Annotated in this window: 19 protein-coding genes; 6 read left to right on the top strand and 13 right to left on the bottom strand. The window is 73.0% G+C overall.

Features of this window, described 5'->3' with window-relative positions; all coding sequences use genetic code 11:
* The first annotated feature begins 54 nt into the window (after window positions 1-54).
* Window positions 55-471 (top strand): hypothetical protein, encoded by a 417-nt coding sequence (locus tag AB0A74_RS19855; RefSeq protein ID WP_358251327.1) that lies wholly within the window; start codon window positions 55-57, stop codon window positions 469-471.
* On the opposite strand, the gene AB0A74_RS19850 is transcribed toward AB0A74_RS19855, so the two are convergent.
* Together AB0A74_RS19850 and AB0A74_RS19845 are read right to left on the bottom strand one after the other, a co-directional pair.
* Window positions 458-1,693 carry a HAMP domain-containing sensor histidine kinase gene (locus AB0A74_RS19850; RefSeq protein ID WP_358251325.1) on the bottom strand — a complete coding sequence of 412 codons (1,236 nt, stop codon included), beginning with the start codon at window positions 1,691-1,693 and terminating at the stop codon, window positions 458-460. The two genes, AB0A74_RS19855 and AB0A74_RS19850, sit on opposite strands and share 14 nt — an antisense overlap.
* Entirely contained in the window at window positions 1,690-2,349 is a 660-nt protein-coding gene (locus AB0A74_RS19845; protein ID WP_358251323.1) for a response regulator transcription factor, read from the bottom strand. Before AB0A74_RS19845 ends, AB0A74_RS19850 begins: the two co-directional genes overlap by 4 nt.
* 83 nt (window positions 2,350-2,432) lie before the next feature.
* Here AB0A74_RS19845 and AB0A74_RS19840 point away from each other — a divergent pair, with 83 nt between their 5' ends.
* Complete coding sequence (locus tag AB0A74_RS19840; RefSeq protein ID WP_358251321.1) at window positions 2,433-3,086, top strand: response regulator transcription factor; 654 nt, start codon at window positions 2,433-2,435, stop codon at window positions 3,084-3,086.
* A gap of 8 nt (window positions 3,087-3,094) precedes the next feature.
* Here the strand turns inward: AB0A74_RS19840 and AB0A74_RS19835 are convergent, their stop codons facing one another.
* Both AB0A74_RS19835 and AB0A74_RS19830 read right to left on the bottom strand, forming a co-directional pair.
* Window positions 3,095-3,370 (bottom strand): DUF5995 family protein, encoded by a 276-nt coding sequence (locus tag AB0A74_RS19835; RefSeq protein WP_358251319.1) that lies wholly within the window; start codon window positions 3,368-3,370, stop codon window positions 3,095-3,097.
* A gap of 234 nt (window positions 3,371-3,604) precedes the next feature.
* The gene (locus tag AB0A74_RS19830; protein ID WP_358251318.1) at window positions 3,605-4,198 is read right to left on the bottom strand and encodes a helix-turn-helix domain-containing protein; all 594 of its coding nucleotides are present in this window, start codon (window positions 4,196-4,198) and stop codon (window positions 3,605-3,607) included.
* 82 nt (window positions 4,199-4,280) lie between these two features.
* Between AB0A74_RS19830 and AB0A74_RS19825 the strand changes: the two genes are divergently transcribed.
* Window positions 4,281-4,904 carry a class I SAM-dependent methyltransferase gene (locus AB0A74_RS19825; RefSeq protein WP_358251316.1) on the top strand — a complete coding sequence of 208 codons (624 nt, stop codon included), beginning with the start codon at window positions 4,281-4,283 and terminating at the stop codon, window positions 4,902-4,904.
* Window positions 4,905-4,908: 4 nt separating this feature from the next.
* On the opposite strand, the gene argS is transcribed toward AB0A74_RS19825, so the two are convergent.
* Window positions 4,909-6,633 carry an arginine--tRNA ligase gene (argS, locus tag AB0A74_RS19820; RefSeq protein WP_358251315.1) on the bottom strand — a complete coding sequence of 575 codons (1,725 nt, stop codon included), beginning with the start codon at window positions 6,631-6,633 and terminating at the stop codon, window positions 4,909-4,911.
* Between the two features lie 331 nt (window positions 6,634-6,964).
* On the opposite strand from argS, the gene AB0A74_RS19815 reads away from it, so the two are divergent.
* Window positions 6,965-7,114, top strand: a complete 150-nt coding sequence (locus AB0A74_RS19815; RefSeq protein WP_358251313.1) for a hypothetical protein — start codon at window positions 6,965-6,967, stop codon at window positions 7,112-7,114.
* Here the strand turns inward: AB0A74_RS19815 and AB0A74_RS19810 are convergent.
* Window positions 7,093-7,671, bottom strand: coding sequence for a helix-turn-helix domain-containing protein (locus tag AB0A74_RS19810; protein ID WP_358251311.1), 579 nt, complete (start codon window positions 7,669-7,671; stop codon window positions 7,093-7,095). The two genes, AB0A74_RS19815 and AB0A74_RS19810, sit on opposite strands and share 22 nt — an antisense overlap.
* A gap of 269 nt (window positions 7,672-7,940) precedes the next feature.
* Between AB0A74_RS19810 and AB0A74_RS19805 the strand changes: the two genes are divergently transcribed.
* Entirely contained in the window at window positions 7,941-9,101 is a 1,161-nt protein-coding gene (locus tag AB0A74_RS19805; RefSeq protein ID WP_358251309.1) for an endonuclease/exonuclease/phosphatase family protein, read from the top strand.
* Between the two features lie 4 nt (window positions 9,102-9,105).
* On the opposite strand, the gene AB0A74_RS19800 is transcribed toward AB0A74_RS19805, so the two are convergent.
* The 7 genes from AB0A74_RS19800 to AB0A74_RS19770 all read right to left on the bottom strand — a co-directional run bounded on the left by AB0A74_RS19800 (window position 9,106) and on the right by AB0A74_RS19770 (window position 16,175).
* On the bottom strand, window positions 9,106-10,554 hold the full coding sequence (locus AB0A74_RS19800) for a family 43 glycosylhydrolase (protein WP_358251307.1): 1,449 nt from the start codon (window positions 10,552-10,554) through the stop codon (window positions 9,106-9,108).
* 22 nt (window positions 10,555-10,576) lie between these two features.
* On the bottom strand, window positions 10,577-11,557 hold the full coding sequence (locus AB0A74_RS19795; RefSeq protein ID WP_358251306.1) for an arabinan endo-1,5-alpha-L-arabinosidase: 981 nt from the start codon (window positions 11,555-11,557) through the stop codon (window positions 10,577-10,579).
* Between the two features lie 155 nt (window positions 11,558-11,712).
* On the bottom strand, window positions 11,713-12,393 hold the full coding sequence (locus AB0A74_RS19790) for a zf-HC2 domain-containing protein (RefSeq protein ID WP_358251304.1): 681 nt from the start codon (window positions 12,391-12,393) through the stop codon (window positions 11,713-11,715).
* A complete protein-coding gene (locus tag AB0A74_RS19785) occupies window positions 12,390-12,899 on the bottom strand; it encodes a sigma-70 family RNA polymerase sigma factor (RefSeq protein WP_358251402.1) in 510 nt (169 codons plus the stop codon). The genes AB0A74_RS19790 and AB0A74_RS19785 overlap by 4 nt, the downstream gene beginning before the upstream one ends.
* 15 nt (window positions 12,900-12,914) lie before the next feature.
* Window positions 12,915-13,448 carry a hypothetical protein gene (locus AB0A74_RS19780; RefSeq protein WP_358251303.1) on the bottom strand — a complete coding sequence of 178 codons (534 nt, stop codon included), beginning with the start codon at window positions 13,446-13,448 and terminating at the stop codon, window positions 12,915-12,917.
* A 10-nt stretch (window positions 13,449-13,458) separates the two neighbouring features.
* Entirely contained in the window at window positions 13,459-14,649 is a 1,191-nt protein-coding gene (locus AB0A74_RS19775; protein ID WP_358251301.1) for a hypothetical protein, read from the bottom strand.
* On the bottom strand, window positions 14,646-16,175 hold the full coding sequence (locus AB0A74_RS19770; RefSeq protein ID WP_358251299.1) for an amino acid adenylation domain-containing protein: 1,530 nt from the start codon (window positions 16,173-16,175) through the stop codon (window positions 14,646-14,648). Before AB0A74_RS19770 ends, AB0A74_RS19775 begins: the two co-directional genes overlap by 4 nt.
* Window positions 16,176-16,427: 252 nt before the next feature.
* Between AB0A74_RS19770 and AB0A74_RS19765 the strand changes: the two genes are divergently transcribed.
* Window positions 16,428-16,676 carry a dihydrofolate reductase family protein gene (locus AB0A74_RS19765; protein WP_358251297.1) on the top strand — a complete coding sequence of 83 codons (249 nt, stop codon included), beginning with the start codon at window positions 16,428-16,430 and terminating at the stop codon, window positions 16,674-16,676.
* Window positions 16,677-16,840: the final 164 nt, after the last annotated feature.

Genomic DNA, 16,840 nt, shown 5'->3' with positions numbered 1-16,840 from the left:
CGCTGGCTCGGTCACGTAGCGTAGGGCACTCGATACAGGGGCGGTCCAGGATTGGTGCAGCGGAAGTTCTTGGTGCCCGCGGCGGTGGTCGTCGCGGTGGTCCTCGCGGTCGTGGCGCTGACGGCCGAACGCGACGTGCCCGTGGCCGCCCTGCCGGCGAAGCCGACCATCGCCGGCCCGTTGCGGCTGGAACCGGCGTTGCCCAAGGCGGGGCAGGAGGTCGTGGTGCGGGCGGAGTTGGCGGCGGACCGGCCGTTGGTGCTGCGCGGCCTGACCGTGCGCGTGCAGGACACGTCCGGCGCGGCCCACGACTTCCCCGAACTGCGCGACCAGGCGTTGGGCACGACCCCGCGGGAGATCCGGCTGCACCGGGTGTTCCCCGAGCCGGGCGAGTACACCTACTACCTCGCCTACCGCCTGGACGGCGACTGGGTGACGCTGCGCCCGTGGAGCACCGTCACGGTCCGCTGACCGGGAAGGTCAGCTCGAAGATCGCGCCGCCCTCCTCCGCGTTGAACACGCGCAGCGAACCGCCGTGCGCCAGCGCCACCCAGCGGACGATCGACAGGCCCAGCCCCGAGGACGCGCCGGACCCCGTGAACCGGTCGAACGCCTCCTCGGCCAGCGCCGCGTCGATGCCCGGCCCGTGGTCGGCCACCGTGACCCGGCCGTCGGCGACGGTGATGTGCACGATCGCCTCCACCCCGGGCTGGTGGCCGTGGCGCAGGGCGTTGGTCAGCAGGTTGCCCACGGCCCGGTGCACCAGGGTGCGGTCGACGTCCACGGCCGTCGGCGCGGCGGTGAGGGTGACCCGTGCGCCGTGCTTGGGGGTCTCCTCGACCACGCCGGCGACCAGTTGGTCCAGCCACACCCGTTTGATGGTCAGCTGCTCCACGCCGGCGGCCAGGCGCGCCCGGACCAGCAGGCCGTCGATGATGCCGCCCATCCGGCCCGCCAGCCGGACCGTGCGGGGCAGCAGTTCGGCGTGCTGGTCGGGGTGGCGCAGCGCCGACTCGGCGAGGGCGCGCAGGGCCGCCACCGGGGTGCGCAGGTCGTGCGCGGTCTCGGCGAGCAGCACCTCCTGTTGCTCCAGCGCGGCGGCGGCGGGGCGGATCGCGCGGCCGGACAGCACGTGGCCCGCGATGCCCAGGGCCACCGCCAGCACCAGGCACCCCGCGACCACGGTCCACAGCACCGCCTGGTGCCGCGACCGCTCCGGACCCAGGTCGGCCACGGCGACGATCGCGCCCACCACCGCGCCGTCGTCGGTGCGCAGCGGTTCGGCGCGGACCCGCAGGTCGTCCTTGTCGCCCTGCAACGTGGCGTTCTTGCCGACCGCCTCGGTCGCCAAGCCGCTGAGCACGCCGATGTCCACCGGCGCGCACGACCGGTCGCTGGTGTGCCCCAGGAACTCCCGGGGCGCGCCGCCGGGCAGGATCGCGAACTGCGGGCACTCGCGGTTGATCGGGTCCCGCACGAGATCGGCCGTGACCAGGGATTCCCGGAAGTCGATCAACCGGCTCGCCACGGCGGTCACCCGGCGCAGCTCGGCGTCCAGCCGCTCCGCGCCCTGCTCGGCGTCCTCGCGGACCACCACCACGGCCAGCACCAGCAGACCCGCGGTGTTCATGGCCGTGAACAACACCGTCAGCACCCGCCGCAGCGCGCGCAGCCGCGCCGCCGACCCGCTCACGACAGCCCCAGCCGGTAGCCGAACCCGCCGACGGTGTGGATCAGCGCGGGCTCGCGCAGCTTGCGCCGCAACCGCAGCACCACCAGGTTCACCACGGTGGGCGCCTGGTCCTCGCCGTCCCAGCAGTGCTCGACCAGGTCCAGGCGGCTGACCGCCCGGCCGGCGTGCGCGGCGAGGTACTCCAGCACCGCGAACTCCTTGCCGCTCAACGTCAGCGCCACCCCGGCCCGGGTCACCTCGCGCCGCGCGCAGTCCACCTCCAGGTCGCCGTGCCGCAGCACCGACGGCCGCCCGCGGCCCGCCCGCCGCGCCAGGGTGAGGACGCGGGCGGACAGCTCGTCCACGGCGAACGGCTTGACCAGGTAGTCGTCACCACCGTGGTGGAACCCGGCCACCCGGTCGGCCAGGGTGTCGCGCGCGGTCAGGAACAGCACCGGCACGGCCCAGCCCCGCCGGCGGCGGTCCTGGACGTAGTCGATCGCGTCGCCGTCGGGCAGCATCCGGTCGAACACCACGCACTGGTGCGTCGCCGTGGACAGCACCCGGTCGGCTTCGGCGATGCGCGACGCGGTGTCCACGTCGAGCCCCGCGCCCCGCAGTTCCGTCGAGACCGCCACCCGCAGGTCGTCGTCGTCCTCCACCACCAGCACGCGCATCGCCCGGTTCCCCGCTCGTCCGTCCGTCCGGGGACGCACGGTAGCGGGTGGGCGGGCGCGGGCGTCGCGATACGGTGGGGTCCGTGCGGATCCTGGTGACCGAGGACGACGACGACCTGCTGTTCGCCGTCGCGCTGTCGTTGCGGGGCGAGGGTTTCGCCGTGGACACGGCCACCGACCTGGCCGCCGCCGACGAGGCCCTCGCGGTGAACTCCTACGACTGCGCGGTCCTGGACCGGGTGGTGCCCGGCGGCGACACCCTGGACCTGGTGGAGGGGTTGCGGGAGAACGGTTTCCAGGTGCCGGTGCTGTTCCTGACCGCGCTGGACGACGTCGCCCACCGCGTGGCGGGGCTGGCGGTGGGCGACGACTACCTGGTCAAGCCGTTCGCGATGGACGAGCTGGTGGTGCGGGTGCGCAGCCTGTGCCGGCGGGGCCCGATCGGCGAGGCGGTGGTGCTGGCCCACGGCGACCTGGAGCTGGACGTGGGCCGGCGCGAGGCGCGCCGGGGCGGCGTCGTGCTGACCCTGACCCCGACGGAGTTCTCCGTGCTGCACCTGCTCATGGCCAGGGCCGGCGAACCGGTGTCCCGCCTGGACCTGCTCGCCCACGCGTGGGACGAGATGGCCGACCCGAAGTCCAACGTCCTCGACGTCCTGATGACCTCCCTGCGCCGCAAGCTCCGCACGCCGCAGGTCGTCCACACCGTGCGCGGCGTCGGCTACCGGCTGGGCTGAAGCCCGCGCTACGCGGGCGGCATGGGGACCACCGGGAGCAGGATGGTGGCGCCGGTCGCCCCCACCGCCGTGGCGATGGCGGCCAGGGTGCCGGTGTAGAGCAGGGTGTTGCGCTTGGCCCACAGGTCCAGGGCGGCGATCCAGGAGGCGTCGCGGGCCCGGGACATGCCGAACGCGGACAGGTGGTGCTTGAGGTCCTCGGCCTGGGCCGTCGGCAGCCTGAGCAGGAGGGGCTCGCACTCGGCGCGGACCTCCGCCTCGACCTTGGCCAGGAGGTCGATCACCTGCTCGACGGAGGTCGGCACCCGGACGGGCGCGTGGGTCGTGTTCGGCTCCCCGATCGGAGCGCCCGCCGGCCGGGGTCGGATGACCTCACCGATAGGACGCCGGAGTCCCGATCGTCGCTCCGCGCCGAGCGCGGGAACCAGTGGCGGCGACGGGTTTCAGCCCTCCACACCGCCGCTTCACCCGCCCCGGCGACCGCGGGGTCGCGGGTGGGAACGCGGCGGAACCGCGGTTCAGCGGGTCAGGAACGCCAGGGTGCTCGCGGCCAGGCGCGCCTCCACGGTCGCGGGGTCCGCGGCGGTCGCCCGGCGGAAGCGCTGGGAAGCCACCAGGGACAGCAACCACCAGGCGGCGGCTTCCGGGTCCAGGTCGGGGCGCAGCTCCCCGGCGGACCGGCCGCGCTCCAGCAGGGCCGTGAGGGCGGTGGCGAAGCGGCGGGTGGACGTCCGGGCCGCCGCCTCCACCTCGGGCACGTCGGTGATGGAGGAGGCGTCGGCGATGATCGCGCCCACGCTGCCCGCGCTGTGCACGCGTTCGAGGTGGTCGGGGTCGAGGATCAGCTCCAACAGCGAGGTCACCGGGACGGCGCTGTCGGTCATCCGCTCGACCACGCGGCACACGTGGTCGGCGGCCCGTTCGACCACGGCGGCGAACAGCGTGGCCTTGGTGCCGAAGTTCTGGAAGACGACCGGTTCGCTCACCCCGACCTCGCGCGCCACGGCGGAGGTCTTGCCGCGCAGGTAACCGGTCTGGGCGAAGACCTTCGTGGCCGCGGCGAGGATCGACTCGCGGCGTTCCTCGGCGGTCATGCGGGTGCGTCCGGTCACCCGGTCATCGTAGTGCCCTTGCCGGACAACTTAGTCGTCACTAAGCTGAGTACTTAGTCACGACTAAGTTAGGGGTGCGGTCATGAGGGTGCTGGGGATGCACGGTTCGGCGGACGCGCCGGGCGCGATCGGACACGCTCGCGCGTACGAGGTGTTGTCCGCGGTGGTGTTCGCGGGGCGGCGGCGGCGCACGTTCGGACGACTGGTGGCGTTCGCCGGGGTCCGCGCGGGCGACCGCGTGCTGGACGTGGGGTGCGGGACCGGCTACCTGACGTCGATGGCGGCCCGCGCCGGCGGGCGCGCGGTCGGGGTGGACCTGTCCGAACCGATGGTCGCGCAGGCCCGGCGGCTGCGGCGCGACTGCGCGTTCGAGGTGGGGCGCGCGGAGGCGTTGCCGTTCGCGGACGGGGAGTTCGACGTGGTGGTGTCCAGCCTGGCCGTGCACCACATCCCCGAGGCGTCGCGGGGCGCGGCGTTCCGGGAGGCGTTCCGGGTGCTGCGCCCCGGCGGCCGGGTGATGGTCGCCGACTTCACCCCGCCCAAGGGCGTCCTGTCCCGGCGCGTGGTGGGCGCGACGGCGGGGCGGGCGATGCGCGACAACCCGGTGGAGCGCATCGAGCCGATGCTGGTCGAGGCGGGGTTCACCGGACCGGCGGTCGCGGCGGTCGGCTTCCTGCACTGCGTCCGGGCGGTCAAACCCGAGTGAGGCGTCACAGGCTCTCGGGTGCCTCGATGCCCAGCAGGTCCAAGCCGAGGGTCAGCACGCGGGAAGTGAGGTGCGCCAACGCCAGCCGCGAGTCCCGGGTCCGGTCGTCGGGCGCCTTCAGGATCGGGCAGTGCTCGTAGAAGGCGGAGAACGCGACGGCCGTCTCGTAGAGGTAGGTGCACAGCTTGTGCGGCGCGTACTCCGCCGCCGTCACGGCCACGGCGGCGGGCAGCCGCACCAGCTGCACGGCCAGCGTCCGCTCGGCCGGGGTGTCCAGCGACACCGGGCCCCCGGTGCGACCCGCCCTGGCGACGACCGACCGGGCCCGCGCGTTGGCGTACTGGAGGTACACCGACGTGTTGCCCTCCAGCGCGAGCATCCGGTCCCAGGCGAAGACGTAGTCCTTCTCCCGGTCCCCGGACAGGTCGGCGTACTTCACCGCCCCGATGCCGACCGCCCGCGCCACCGGGCCGCGCAGCTCCTCGGGCAGCTCACCGCGCCGCGACAGCACCTCGGCGGCCCGGTCGACCGCCTCGCGCAGCAGGTCGACCAGCTTCACCGAAGCGCCCGCCCGGGTCCGCAGCACCTTGCCGTCCTCGCCCAGGACCGAGCCGAACCCGATGTGCACGGCGCGGTGGTCGTCGTCCAGCCAGCCCATCCGCTCCGCCGTGGCGAAGACCATCCGGAAGTGCTGGGCCTGGGGCGAGCCGACCGCGTAGAGCAGGTCGGTGGCCTCGCGCTCCCGGGTCCAGTACCGCACGGTCGCGAGGTCCGTGGCGGCGTAGCCGTAGCCGCCGTCGCTCTTGCGCACGATCAGCGGCAGCCGCTCGCCGTCCCGGTTGGTGAAGCCCGGCGGGAACACGCACACGGCCCCGTCGCTGACCTCGGTCAGCCCGGCGGCCTCCAGGTCGGCGACGACCTCATCCAGGAACGGGTTGTAGAAGCTCTCCGGGTAGTGGTCGGCCTCGTCCAGTTTCACCCCCAGCAGCGCGTACACCTCGGCGAAGTGCCGTTCGGACGCCCGCACCAGGTCCCGCCACAACGCCAACGTCGCCTCGTCGCCCCGTTGCAGCGCCACGACCCGCCGCCGCGACCGGTCGGCGAAGCCGGGGTCGGTGTCGAACTTCCGCCGGGCGGCCCGGTAGAACGCGTCGAGGTCGCGGATGGAGCCGCCGGCCGATCCGCCCTCGTCGGTGAGGTGCTCGATGAGCATCCCGAACGGCGTGCCCCAGTCGCCGAGGTGGTTGTGCCGGACCACGTCGTGCCCGGCGAACTCCAGCACGCGCACGACGGCGTCCCCGATGATCGCCGACCGCAGGTGCCCGACGTGCATCTCCTTGGCCACGTTGGGACTGCCGTAGTCGATCGCGCACCGGCGCGGCTCGGCCACCGGCGGGACCCCGAGCCGGTCGTCGGCCACCAGGTCCGCGAGCCGCGCGGCCAGCCGGTCGCGGCGCAGCGCGAAGTTCACGAACCCCGGCCCGGCGACCTCGGGCGGCTCGGCGAGGTCGCTCACGTCGAGGTGCTCGACGATGGCCGCCGCGACCTCCCGCGCCGGCCGGCCGAGCCGCTTGGCCAGGCCCATCGCGGCGTTGCACTGGTAGTCCGCGCGGTTCGGCGGTGCCGGTCGGATCAACGCCTCGGCGGGCGTGATCTCCACCCCAAGGGCGGCGCGCACGGCGGCGGCGACCCGCGATCCCAGCTCCAGCCCGACGTCCCCGCTGCGCACCAGTCACCCTCCACGGTCGTTGTGGACCAGTGTCGCAACGGGGGAAAGCGAGTTTCGCGATGGCCGACGGGCTCGCGGGGGTCTGATCGACCCGCCACGCGAACAACGTCCTCGACGCCTCCACGACCTCGCCGCACCGCTATCGCCGCACTCCCTGACGGTCGGAAGGTTCCGCTCGCGTGGCCGTTGTCGCGTCGGCGGGTCGCTTTTACCGTCGCCGTATGGGGACCAGTGAGCCGGACGCGTCGTTCGCGTGGGGGAGGGCGCGTGAAGCGGTCGGATCGAGGTCGGGCGACGTCGCATCACCCCGCACCGGGTCAACGGCCGAGTCGTGGTGCGCTCGTTGGACGACGTGCGCGAACTCCAACCGCTCCTGGTCGGCTACACGGGCGGCGACCTGACCGAGGCCCTGCGCCGCGCCTGCCCGACCGCCCGCGTCCACCGGCTCAAGGACAAGCGCTACCGCCTCACCCCGGACTGACCGCGCGCGTCGTGGCGCAGACCGGTGAAGAACAGCGTCAGCAGGCGGTCGGCCTGGGTGGTGGTGTCGGGGGAGTCCTGGGTGGCCCACGCGATGGCGCTGATCACCTTCAGCACGTCCGTGGCGGTCGCCCCGGCGGTGATCGCGCCGGCGTCGGCGGCTCGGGCCAGCAGCGCCGCGCAGACGTCGAACAGCGCGGCGTGCCACGGCGAGACCGGGCCGTGGCGGCGGTCCAGGGTCAGGTTCAGCATGGTGGCCGACAGGCCCCGGTAGGTCAGGCTGTGGGTCAGGGCGGCGCGCAGCCAGGTGGTCAGCGCCTCGACCGGGTCGGCCGCGGTGAGCAGGTGGTGGCCCAGGCCCACCAGGTCGGCCGTCCGGTCCGCCAGCACCGCTTCGACCAGGTCCAGGCGGGTGGGGAAGTGGCGGTAGAGGGTCCCGCTCGTCACGCCCGCCCGCCGCGCGATGGCGTCCAAGGGGGCGTCCACGCCGTGTTCGGCGAAGGCGACCTTGGCCTGCTCCACCAGTTGTTCGTAGTTGCGTCGGGCGTCCGCGCGCATGCTCCGTCCTCGCCGCACCGGGGCTACCGTGCCCGTTTTGCCGGACCGCGGCCCCACCATAGTGGCGCGCGCCGTGCGGGGAGGGGCGGATCGGGGAACTGGGCCGGCCGCGCACCGGTCGGTCACACCAACCGCCGGATCGGTGACGCCCTGTTCACCTCAGCCCCGGGGCAGAACCGCACCGCCTACCCTCGTTCGGGTGAACGGCGTAACCCGGCCGGGGGTCGTGGCGACTGGACAGACAAGTCCCCTGGAATCGAGGCGTCGCCATGACCGTCCGAGTCGCGACCTTCAACGTCGAGAACCTGTTCGAGCGGGCCAAGGCGCTCTCCGGTGACGCCGGCCCCGTGCTCGCCGCCTACAGCCGGTTCGGCGCCGTCTCCGCCGAACCCGCCTACACCGAGATCGACAAGCGGGAGATGCTGGAGGACCTGGAAACCCTCCAGGTCCTGGTGCGCGCCGACAACCGCCTGGTGCTCAACCCGGAGCCGTTCGGCGCGTGGGCGTTGCTGCGGGAGAACCGCGGCGACTTCCTCAAGCAGCCCGGCGGCGGGGACGCCACGATCGTGGCCACCGGTCGCGGCGACTGGATCGGCTGGGTGGACCTGATCACCGAACCGGTCGACGAGATCGCCACCCGCATGACGGCGAAGGTCGTGAACGAGGTGGCCGCGGACGTCCTGTGCCTGGTCGAGGCCGAGCACCGGCCGGCGCTGGTCCGGTTCAACGAGGCCCTGCTGGGCCGGCGGTACGCGCACGCCATGCTGGTGGACGGCAACGACCCGCGCGGCATCGACGTCGGCGTGATGACCACCGCGCGGGTCGCGATCGAGTCGGTCCGCAGCCACGTGGACGACCCCGACCCCGAACGCGCCGGCCGTGCCCTGTTCAGCCGGGACTGCCCGGTCTACCAGCTGCGGCTGCCGGGCGGGCGCGAGTTGTTCCTGCTGCCGAACCACTTCAAGAGCCAGTCGTTCTCCAGCGGCGACCCCGACCCGTTGCGGCGGCGGCAGAGCGCCCGGGTCCGCGCCATCTACGACGCCCTGCGCGCGGACGGCGCGGAACTGGTCGCCGTGCTGGGAGACCTGAACAAGGGCCCGACCAACGACGACCCGCCCCGACACCCGACCCTGGAACCGCTCCTGGGCCCCGGCACCCCGCTGGTGGACACGGCGAGCCTGCCCGGGTTCGACCCCGGCCCGCGCCCCGGCACGTTCCAGTCGTGCAGCCTGCGCAACCGCCTGGACTACATCCTGGTCTCCCCGGAACTGGCCGCGCTGGTCACGGCGGGAGGCGTGTTCCGCAAGGGGTTGTGGGGCGACCCGGACAACGTCAACCCGCCCGCCCAGTGGCAGGTCTACCCGGAGATCACCGCCTCCCGCCACGGCGCCTCCGACCACGCCGCGGTGTGGATCGACATCGACCTCTGACCCGTCAGCCGACGGGTTCGCCGGAAGGTGCGGGCAGGGCGGTGCCCAGGCGGACGGGGGCGCCGAAGTTCGGGGTGCCGTCGGGGTTCCAGGTGAACTCCTGCGCGCGGGTCGAGCGGTTCATGTCGCAGCCGCCGCCGGCCGAGTCGTTGGCGTGGTAGACGATCCAGTCCTCCGTGCCGTCCGGCGACTTGAAGAAGCCGTTGTGGCCCGGGGCGAACACGCCGGCCGCGTCGTCGCGTTGGAAGACCGGGTTCGGCGACTTGGTCCAGTGCGCCCGGTCGAGCGGGTCGGTGCCGGTCAGGGTGAGCAGGCCCAGCTTGTAGTCCGGGCCCCAGCACGCGCTGGCCGAGTAGACGATCATCGTGCGGCCGTTGCGGTACAACGGTTCCGCGCCCTCGTTGACCGGGTGGGTCTGGCGCTCCCAGGACAGGGTGGGCTGGGAGATGGTGCGGCGCGGTCCGCTGATCGTCCACGGGTTGGACAGCGGCGTGATGGTCAGGGACTGGGTGCCGTCCATCGCGCTGCCCATCAGGTACAGCCGGCCGTTGTGCTGGAGGACGCTCGGGTCGAGTTCCCACGTGCTGCCCAGGTCGGCCTTGAAGCTGTACGGGCCCATCGGGTCGGTGCCCGCGCTCTCCAGCACGTGCAGGCGCTGGGTCGGGTTGTAGTCCGGCACGTTCTGCCCGGCCACGTAGTACAGGTACCAGCGCCCGTTGAGCAGGTGGAACTCCGGCGCCCACATGGTGCAGCACCCGTTGGGCCGGCCGGCGAGGTCGAACACCACCTGGTCGGGCGCGGTGGCCAGCCCGGCGAGCGTGCGCGAGCGGCGCATGGTGATGGTGGAGTTCCACGTCGTCGTGGCCAGGTGGTAGTAGCCGTTGTGGTACTGCAACCACGGGTCCGGGCCGTTGCGCTTGATCGGGTTGGTGAACGTGCCCGCGCCCACCCGCACGAGCAGCCATTGCTGGTTCGCGCCGCCCGTGTCGGGCCACTGGATCACCTGCGCGCCGTCGGCGGTGGAGAAGTCCAGCACGTCCACGGCCTTGCCGCTGGCCCGGTTGACCAGCCGCACGTGCCCGCCGGCGGAGTCGGCCAGGCGGAACTGCTGGCTCGTGCGGCCGGCGTCGGTGTTCTGCACCAGCCCGACGCGGTCCGCCGTGGACGGGAACTCCAGCACCTTGCCGCTGTGCCGGGACTTCAGCCGGTAGTAGCCGCCGCCGGAGTCCACGAACCGCCACTGCTGCCAGGCGCCGTCGTTGCGCGACCACTGCACGACCGGCGCGCCGTCGTGGGTGGCGAGGTTGTAGAGGTCGAGCGCTTTGCCGCTGTGCCGGTTGACCAGGACGTAGGAGGCGTTGGTGTCCACCACGGCCGCGACGGCCGGGGGAGCGGCGGTCAGCCCGCCGACGAGGATCGCCACGAGGGCGAGCGGGGCCAGGCGCGAGATCACGGGTCTCCCTGGAGTTCGGTCCTCAGTGGACGTACGGCCAGCCGGCGGCGTCCCAGCCGAGCCAGTTCAGGCCCAACAGGGAAGCGCCGTTGTCGGCGTAGTAGTGGTAGACGAGGATGTCGTGGTCGGTGTCGCCGAACACGTCCTGGTGGCCGGGACCGTGCACGCCGCCCTGTCCGGCCAGGACCTCCGTGCCGCCGCCTGAGGTCAGCGCCCGGCCGGCGCGGTCGAGGTACGGGCCGGTGACGCTGGTCGAGCGGCCGACCATCACGCGGTAGGTGCTGTTCGCGCCCCGGCAGCAGTAGTCGAACGACACGAACAGGTAGTGGAAGTTCCCGCGCTTGACGATGGTGGGCGCTTCGATCGGGCCGCCGCCGCGGCCGGCGAGGGAGCGCAGGGTGCTGTCGGCGCGCAGGCCGGTGGCGGGGTTGAGCGCGATCATCTTGATGCCGGACCAGAACGAGCCGAAGCTCAGCCACCAGCGCCCCTGGTCGTCCACGACCAGGTCGGGGTCGATGGCGTTGAAGTCGTCGGTGGTGCGGGACTCGACCACCAGGCCGCGGTGGGTCCAGGTGCCCGACGCGCCGGTCGGGCTGGTGGCCAGGAAGATCGCCGAGCGGTTGGAGCCGAACGTGGAGGCCGAGTAGTACAGCCAGTACCGGCCATCGCGGTGGGACAGGTCGGGCGCCCAGAGGTTGCGGCTGCCGCCGGTGTAGGCGCTCGTCCACGGCGCGCCGCCGGGGAACGCCGAGCCCGCGTTCCGGAAGGCGGTGCGGTCGGCGGAGGTCTTGAGGGCGATGTCGTTCCCGGTGTGCGCCACCAGGTAGCCGCCTTCGGGGCGCTTGACCATGCTCGGGTCGTGCACGCCGACGTCCCCGGTCACGCGACCCGGCGCGGGGTAGGCCGACGCGGACGGCGCGGGCGGCGTGGGGTAGGCCGACGCGGGCGGCGCGAACACGACCGCCAGGGTGACGACCAGGGCTGTCAGGGCCAGTCTTCGCACGGCGACCACGGCTCCTCGGGCTGGCTCAGGGTCCTCGGGTCGGTGGCGGCGAAGTGAACGTTAACATGTCTGTAACGCGGTGGCTAGACGGCGTTCTGTGGAGGTGGGCGGTTGCGTTGTTATCGCGAACATTGGCCGGTCCCGGTGGGACGGCCTCAGAGTTCGACGCGCAACAGCACCAGGTCCCTGTCCACCAACCGGATCTCCACCGCCGTGACGTCCGAGCGGACCAGTCGGGTGGTCGCGACCGGCAGCGTGGTCGAGCCGGGGCCCGCCGTCCAGGTGGCGACCTGAACGGCGGAGCCCTGCCCATCCACCACGTACAACGCGTAGGCGAACACCGGCGGCGTCGGACCGCTCGTCGGCACGGCGTACGAGCACCGCACCTCGATCCGCGTGCCCCACGGCTCCTCGACCAACCGGAGGCTGGCCGTCACCGGGCTGGGCACGGTCTGCCGCATCGGCACGTCCGGCGCGACGACGACCACCGCCGGGGGCGGCCGGAGCAGGGCCGTCACCCCCGCCCCCGCCAGGGCCGCGGCCACCACGGCGGCGACGGCGAGGACCCGGGCCCGACGCCGGCGGGACCGTTCGGCCGCCAACAGCCCCGGCAGGACCGACGGCGCGCCCGCGGGTTCGGGCTCCAGCAGGGCGACCGCCCGGTCCCGCGGCACCGCCGACAGCAGCCCGGGGACGCCCGCCAGCGCCGCCACGTCGGCCGCGCAGTCCGGGCACCCGCCCAGGTGGGCCTCGAACTCGCGCCGCTGCGCCGGTGCGAGCGACCCCAGCACGTACGCGGCGCCCCAGTCCCGGTAGGGATCGACTGGCGCGCTCACCGTCCGGTGACCCCCTTCTCCTCCAACGCCAGGCGCAGTGCCCGCAGACCGTAGTGCAACCGCGACCGGACCGTCCCTTCGGGCACGTCCAACTCCGCCGCCAGTTCGGCGACCGACTGCCCCATGTAGTACGCACGGACGATCACCGTGCGGTGTTCGGGGGTCAGCTGGGTGAGCACGTCGGCCACCAGCCAGGCGTCCAGCGCCGAGTCGCTGGGGTCGGACCGGACCCGTTCGGGCACCCGCGCCGACCCCACCTCCCAGCGGGCGCGGGCGCTGCGCCGATCGTCGATCACGACGTTGCGGGCGACCGTGTAGAGCCAGGCGCGGGCCGCCGCGGTGCCCTGCTCCAGCACCGCCGGGTTGCGCCACGCGCGCAGCAGCGCCTCCTGCACCACGTCGTTGGCCAGTTCGTCGTCACCGGTCAGGCGGCGCACGTACCGCCAGAGCGCGGGCGCGTGCTCGTCGTGGAGAGCGCGCAGCAGCGCGGTGTGGGTGTCGTTGATGGCGCACCTCCTCGGCTAACGCACCCCGTTGAGCACGGCCTTGGTCAGTGGCACCGCGTCGGTCGAGTCGCGGGCGGTGCGGCGCGGCACCGCACGGGCGGCGGCCGGCACGGCGGCCCGGTCCTCGAACACCGCGTTGACCAGACCCAACCGCAACGCCTCCGCCGCGTCCACCTGCCGCCGGGTGACCCGCCGGCCCGACGCGCCGAACCGCTCGCCTTGCTCCGGTGTCATCGCGGCCATCTCGCGGATGTCCGCGCCGGCGACGAACGCCGGGCCCGGCGCGCCGGTCAGGACCAGGCCGGCGGTGGCGTGGCGGGTGGTGGTGTGTTCGGTGGTGGTGTGGCGGGTGGTGGTGTGTTCGGTGGTGGTGGGGTGAGTGGTGGTGTGGCGGGTGGTGGTGTGGTGGGTGGTGGTGTGGCCGGACAGGAAGTGCGCCAGCTCCGCGAGCACCCGGCCGGACAGCGCGTTGCGCGCCGGCGGGCGGGACACGGTGAGCGTGGTGATGCCGTCGTCGTCGGTCTCCACGACCAGGGTCGAGTACTCCACAGCCCGCTCCTCACGAGTCCCAGATCGCGCCGAACGCGGGCACCCCGCGCGCTTCCAGCGATTCCACGACGTGCCAGGTGGTCTTCCGGTTGGAAATGCAGATCACGGCCTCGGCGGCGAACTCGCGGTGCGCGCGCAGCGCCAGGTCGACCAGGTCCGGTTTGCCGTCGCGGGCGGTGTCGTGGACGACCGCGTGCGGCTGGACGGCGAGGATCTCGTCCACCAGGTCGTCGCCGTAGGTGGCGCGCGGGTCGCGGGTGGACCACACCAGGCGGGCCGGGGTGTCGCCGGAGAGCAGGTGCGGCAGGCACGGGCCGATGCCGCTGCCGGTGGCCACCCACACCACCCGGGTGAACAGCTTGTCGATGTTGCCCACGCCGGCGGTGGGCACGCCCTTGACCCACAGGTGCGTCGGCAGGTCGTCGATCAGCGCGCCGGTCCAGTCGCCCGCGCGGGAGATCGTGAGCCGGAACCCGGAACGGCCCGGTGCGGGCACGTTCGCGAACGAGTGCCATTCCAGGAGCGGGTTGCGGCTGACCGCCGTGGACGACCCGGCGAACGGCGTGACGCCGTAGTCGAACGACACGAGCGCGACGTGGCCGGACGGGCGCACGATCCGGACGGGGACCTTCCGCAGGCGCAGCCAGGGCAGCGCCACGCTGACCACCACCGCGGTCAGCAGCCAGAACCGGGTCGAGCCGAGGAACCCGGGCTGGGCCGCGGAGTGCACGGCGAACAGCGCGAGGGTGGTCCACCCGGCGAAGCGGTGGCTGCGTTCGAACAGGTCGTGCCGCCGTGCCCGCAGGTTCGGCAGGGCGAACGCGATCATGGTCGCCAGGAGCGCCAGGATGGCCCACGCCGGCGGGTCGGCGCCGGTCCACGCGACGACCGCGAACCACGCCGTGGCGCACACCGCCCCGCCCACGTGCAGCCCGCCGAAGTGGTAGACCTTGCCGAGCGTCCAGCGGACCCTGAGCGGCCAGGTCGTGGGTGCGGCGGTCGCCAGGCGGAACAGCAGGTTGATCACGTGTTGTTGGCGGACCAGGACGGCGAGGGTCAGGTTGGCCACGACCATGTCCGTCGGGTCGGCGTCGAGGGCGACCAGGTTGGCCAGGACGACGGCCGCCGCCAGCCGGTTGTGGTGGGTGAACGGGCGGCGGCGCAGCCAGGTGGCGCGGGTGGCCGTCTGCAGTGCGGTCATGCGACGGTCACCAGCGCGCGCAGCGCGGCCCGGTCCACCTTGCCGCGGTCGGTCAGCGGCAGGTCGTCCACGGGGACGACCCGGGACGGCACGCAGTAGTACGGCAGGGCGCGGGCCACGGCCGCGCGGGCGGCGTCCGGATCGACGGTGGCGGGGCTGACGAAGCCGACGAGGGCGCCGTCGTGCACGACGGTGGTGGCTTTGCGGCAGTGCTCGGTGGTTTCCAGGGCGGAGGTGACCGCGTCCAGTTCGACGCGGAAGCCGCGCACCTTGACCTGGTCGTCGGTGCGGCCGTGGTGCTCCAGTTCGCCGTCGGGGGTCCAGCGGCCGAGGTCGCGGGTGCGGAACATGAGGTGGTCCCCGCCGAGGAACGGGTCCGGGCGGTAGCGCTGGGCGGTGAGGACGTCGTTGTTCAGGTACCCGGCGGTCACGCACGCCCCGCCCGCCCACATCTCGCCGATCTCGCCGATCCGGCACGGGCGCAGGTGCTCGTCGAGGATGTAGACGGTCGAGTTCGGGACCGGGCGGCCGATGGTGACGCGGTGGCCGTCGTACCGGCTGACGGTGTTGACGATGGTGACTTCGGTCGGCCCGCAGGCGTTGTGGAAGGTCGCTTTCGCGGACCAGGCGTCGGCCAGCGGTTGCGGGCAGCGTTCACCGGCCACCGCTACCACCCGGACGTCGGGGCAGGCGACTGGGTCTATTGTGGACAGTAGGCCCGGGGTGGCGATGAGGACGGTGGCGTTGGCGGCTGTCGCTTGGGGGTTCCCGCCTCGGATCGTGAGGGTCGCGCCGTGGCTGAGGGCGGCGAGGATCTCCCAGGCGGCCATGTCGAAGGCGATGTTGAGCAGTTGGGCTACCCGGTCGCCGGGACGGATTCCCAGTGAGCCGGGGTGGGTGAGCAGCACGTTGCAGAGGTTGGCGTGGGTGACGCGTACGCCGTTGGGGACGCCTGTGGTGCCGGAGGTGAAGATCACGACCGCGGTGTTGTTGGGGTCGGGGTCGGGGGCGGGGTTTGGGTTGGGTTGGGGGTGGGTGGGGTGTGGGTGTGGCGGGTGGGTTGGCAGGGTGTCGAGGGCGAGGGTGGTGTGGGCCTGGATGGTGCCGGCGTGTTCGCTGGTGGTGAGGACGACGTTGATGCCGGCGGTGCGCATGACGTGGTCGAGGTGGTGGGGCGGGGTGATCCGGATGTCCTGGGGGACGTACGCCGCGCCGGCTTTGAGGACGCCCAGGATGCCGACGACCATGTGCACGGACCTGGTCAGGAACAGTCCGACGTGGTCGCCCGGCCGGACGCCGACGGCGGCGAGCGTCGCGGCGACCCGGTCGGACCGGGCGTCCAGCTCGCCGTAGGTCAGGCGGACGCCTTCGTGCTCCACCGCCGGGGTGTCGCGCAGCCGGGCGGTTCGGGCTTGGGCCTGGAAGGCGTGGTGGATGCGGCGGAACGGCGGAGTCTCGGTCGGGCCGGCGGCGAACCGATGGAACAGGGCGCGGTCGTCCGGGGGTAATGAGTGGAGCGTGCTCATCGCGGTCACGGGGGTGCGTCCCTCTCGTCGGGGGGCGTTGGCACCCGGTTCGAACGAGACAGGGGGGTGCGGTGTTCAAACGAGACGCGAAAATCGCTCCGGGTGTGTGCGCACGGGTGAGTGGCCGGCGGCCGATGGGTCTACCTTCGGGGGCGGACGAGCGGCCGGGTGGCCGACTGACCTCGGGGATCGCCGGGAGTGGCGAATGTGGGTCGCCGGGAGTGGCGGACGTGTGTGGAGCGGCACGAGCACGTGAAGGTCGTCGGGAGCTTGAACCTGGTGCAGACGTTGTTGAAGGAGAAGCTGTTCGACCGTTTGGACCTGTGGGTGCACCCGATCGTGTTGGGGGTGGGGAAGAAGGTGTTCGACGGCGGGGCTGTTCCCACGAACCTGGTGTTGCTGGAGCCTCCGGCTGTTGGGGGGAAGGGGACCGTGTTGTTGCGCTATGGGGTGGGAGTTGGGTCTCCTGGGGTGGGGGACATGCGGTCTCTTGAGGTTTAGGCGGACGCGCTGGCGTGCTCAAGATCGAGAGCGAAGAGCGAAGAGCGAAGAGCGAAAAGATCAAGAGCGAAAAGCGGCGCTCGCCGCGCGGCAGGCCCCCGGGGGTGGAAGGGCGTCGGTTCGTTCCCCGTACGGCCTGCCGGAGGCAACCACGCTTTGGGGTT

The sequence above is a fragment of the Saccharothrix sp. NPDC042600 genome (genome assembly GCF_040647305.1).
In the GTDB taxonomy this organism is placed as follows: domain Bacteria; phylum Actinomycetota; class Actinomycetes; order Mycobacteriales; family Pseudonocardiaceae; genus Actinosynnema; species Actinosynnema mutabilis.
The sequence above is the reverse complement of the archived record's forward strand: the minus strand, read 5'-3'. Positions and strand labels throughout refer to the sequence as shown.

Excerpts from the sequence above, each read along its gene's own strand:
- AB0A74_RS19845 (WP_358251323.1), bottom strand. The coding sequence starts at position 2,349 with ATGCGCGTGCTGGTGGTGGAGGACGACGACGACCTGCGGGTGGCGGTC.
- AB0A74_RS19825 (WP_358251316.1), top strand. The coding sequence starts at position 4,281 with ATGAGGGTGCTGGGGATGCACGGTTCGGCGGACGCGCCGGGCGCGATC.
- AB0A74_RS19810 (WP_358251311.1), bottom strand. The coding sequence starts at position 7,671 with ATGCGCGCGGACGCCCGACGCAACTACGAACAACTGGTGGAGCAGGCC.
- AB0A74_RS19805 (WP_358251309.1), top strand. The coding sequence starts at position 7,941 with ATGACCGTCCGAGTCGCGACCTTCAACGTCGAGAACCTGTTCGAGCGG.
- AB0A74_RS19775 (WP_358251301.1), bottom strand. The coding sequence starts at position 14,649 with ATGACCGCACTGCAGACGGCCACCCGCGCCACCTGGCTGCGCCGCCGC.
- AB0A74_RS19770 (WP_358251299.1), bottom strand. The coding sequence starts at position 16,175 with ATGAGCACGCTCCACTCATTACCCCCGGACGACCGCGCCCTGTTCCAT.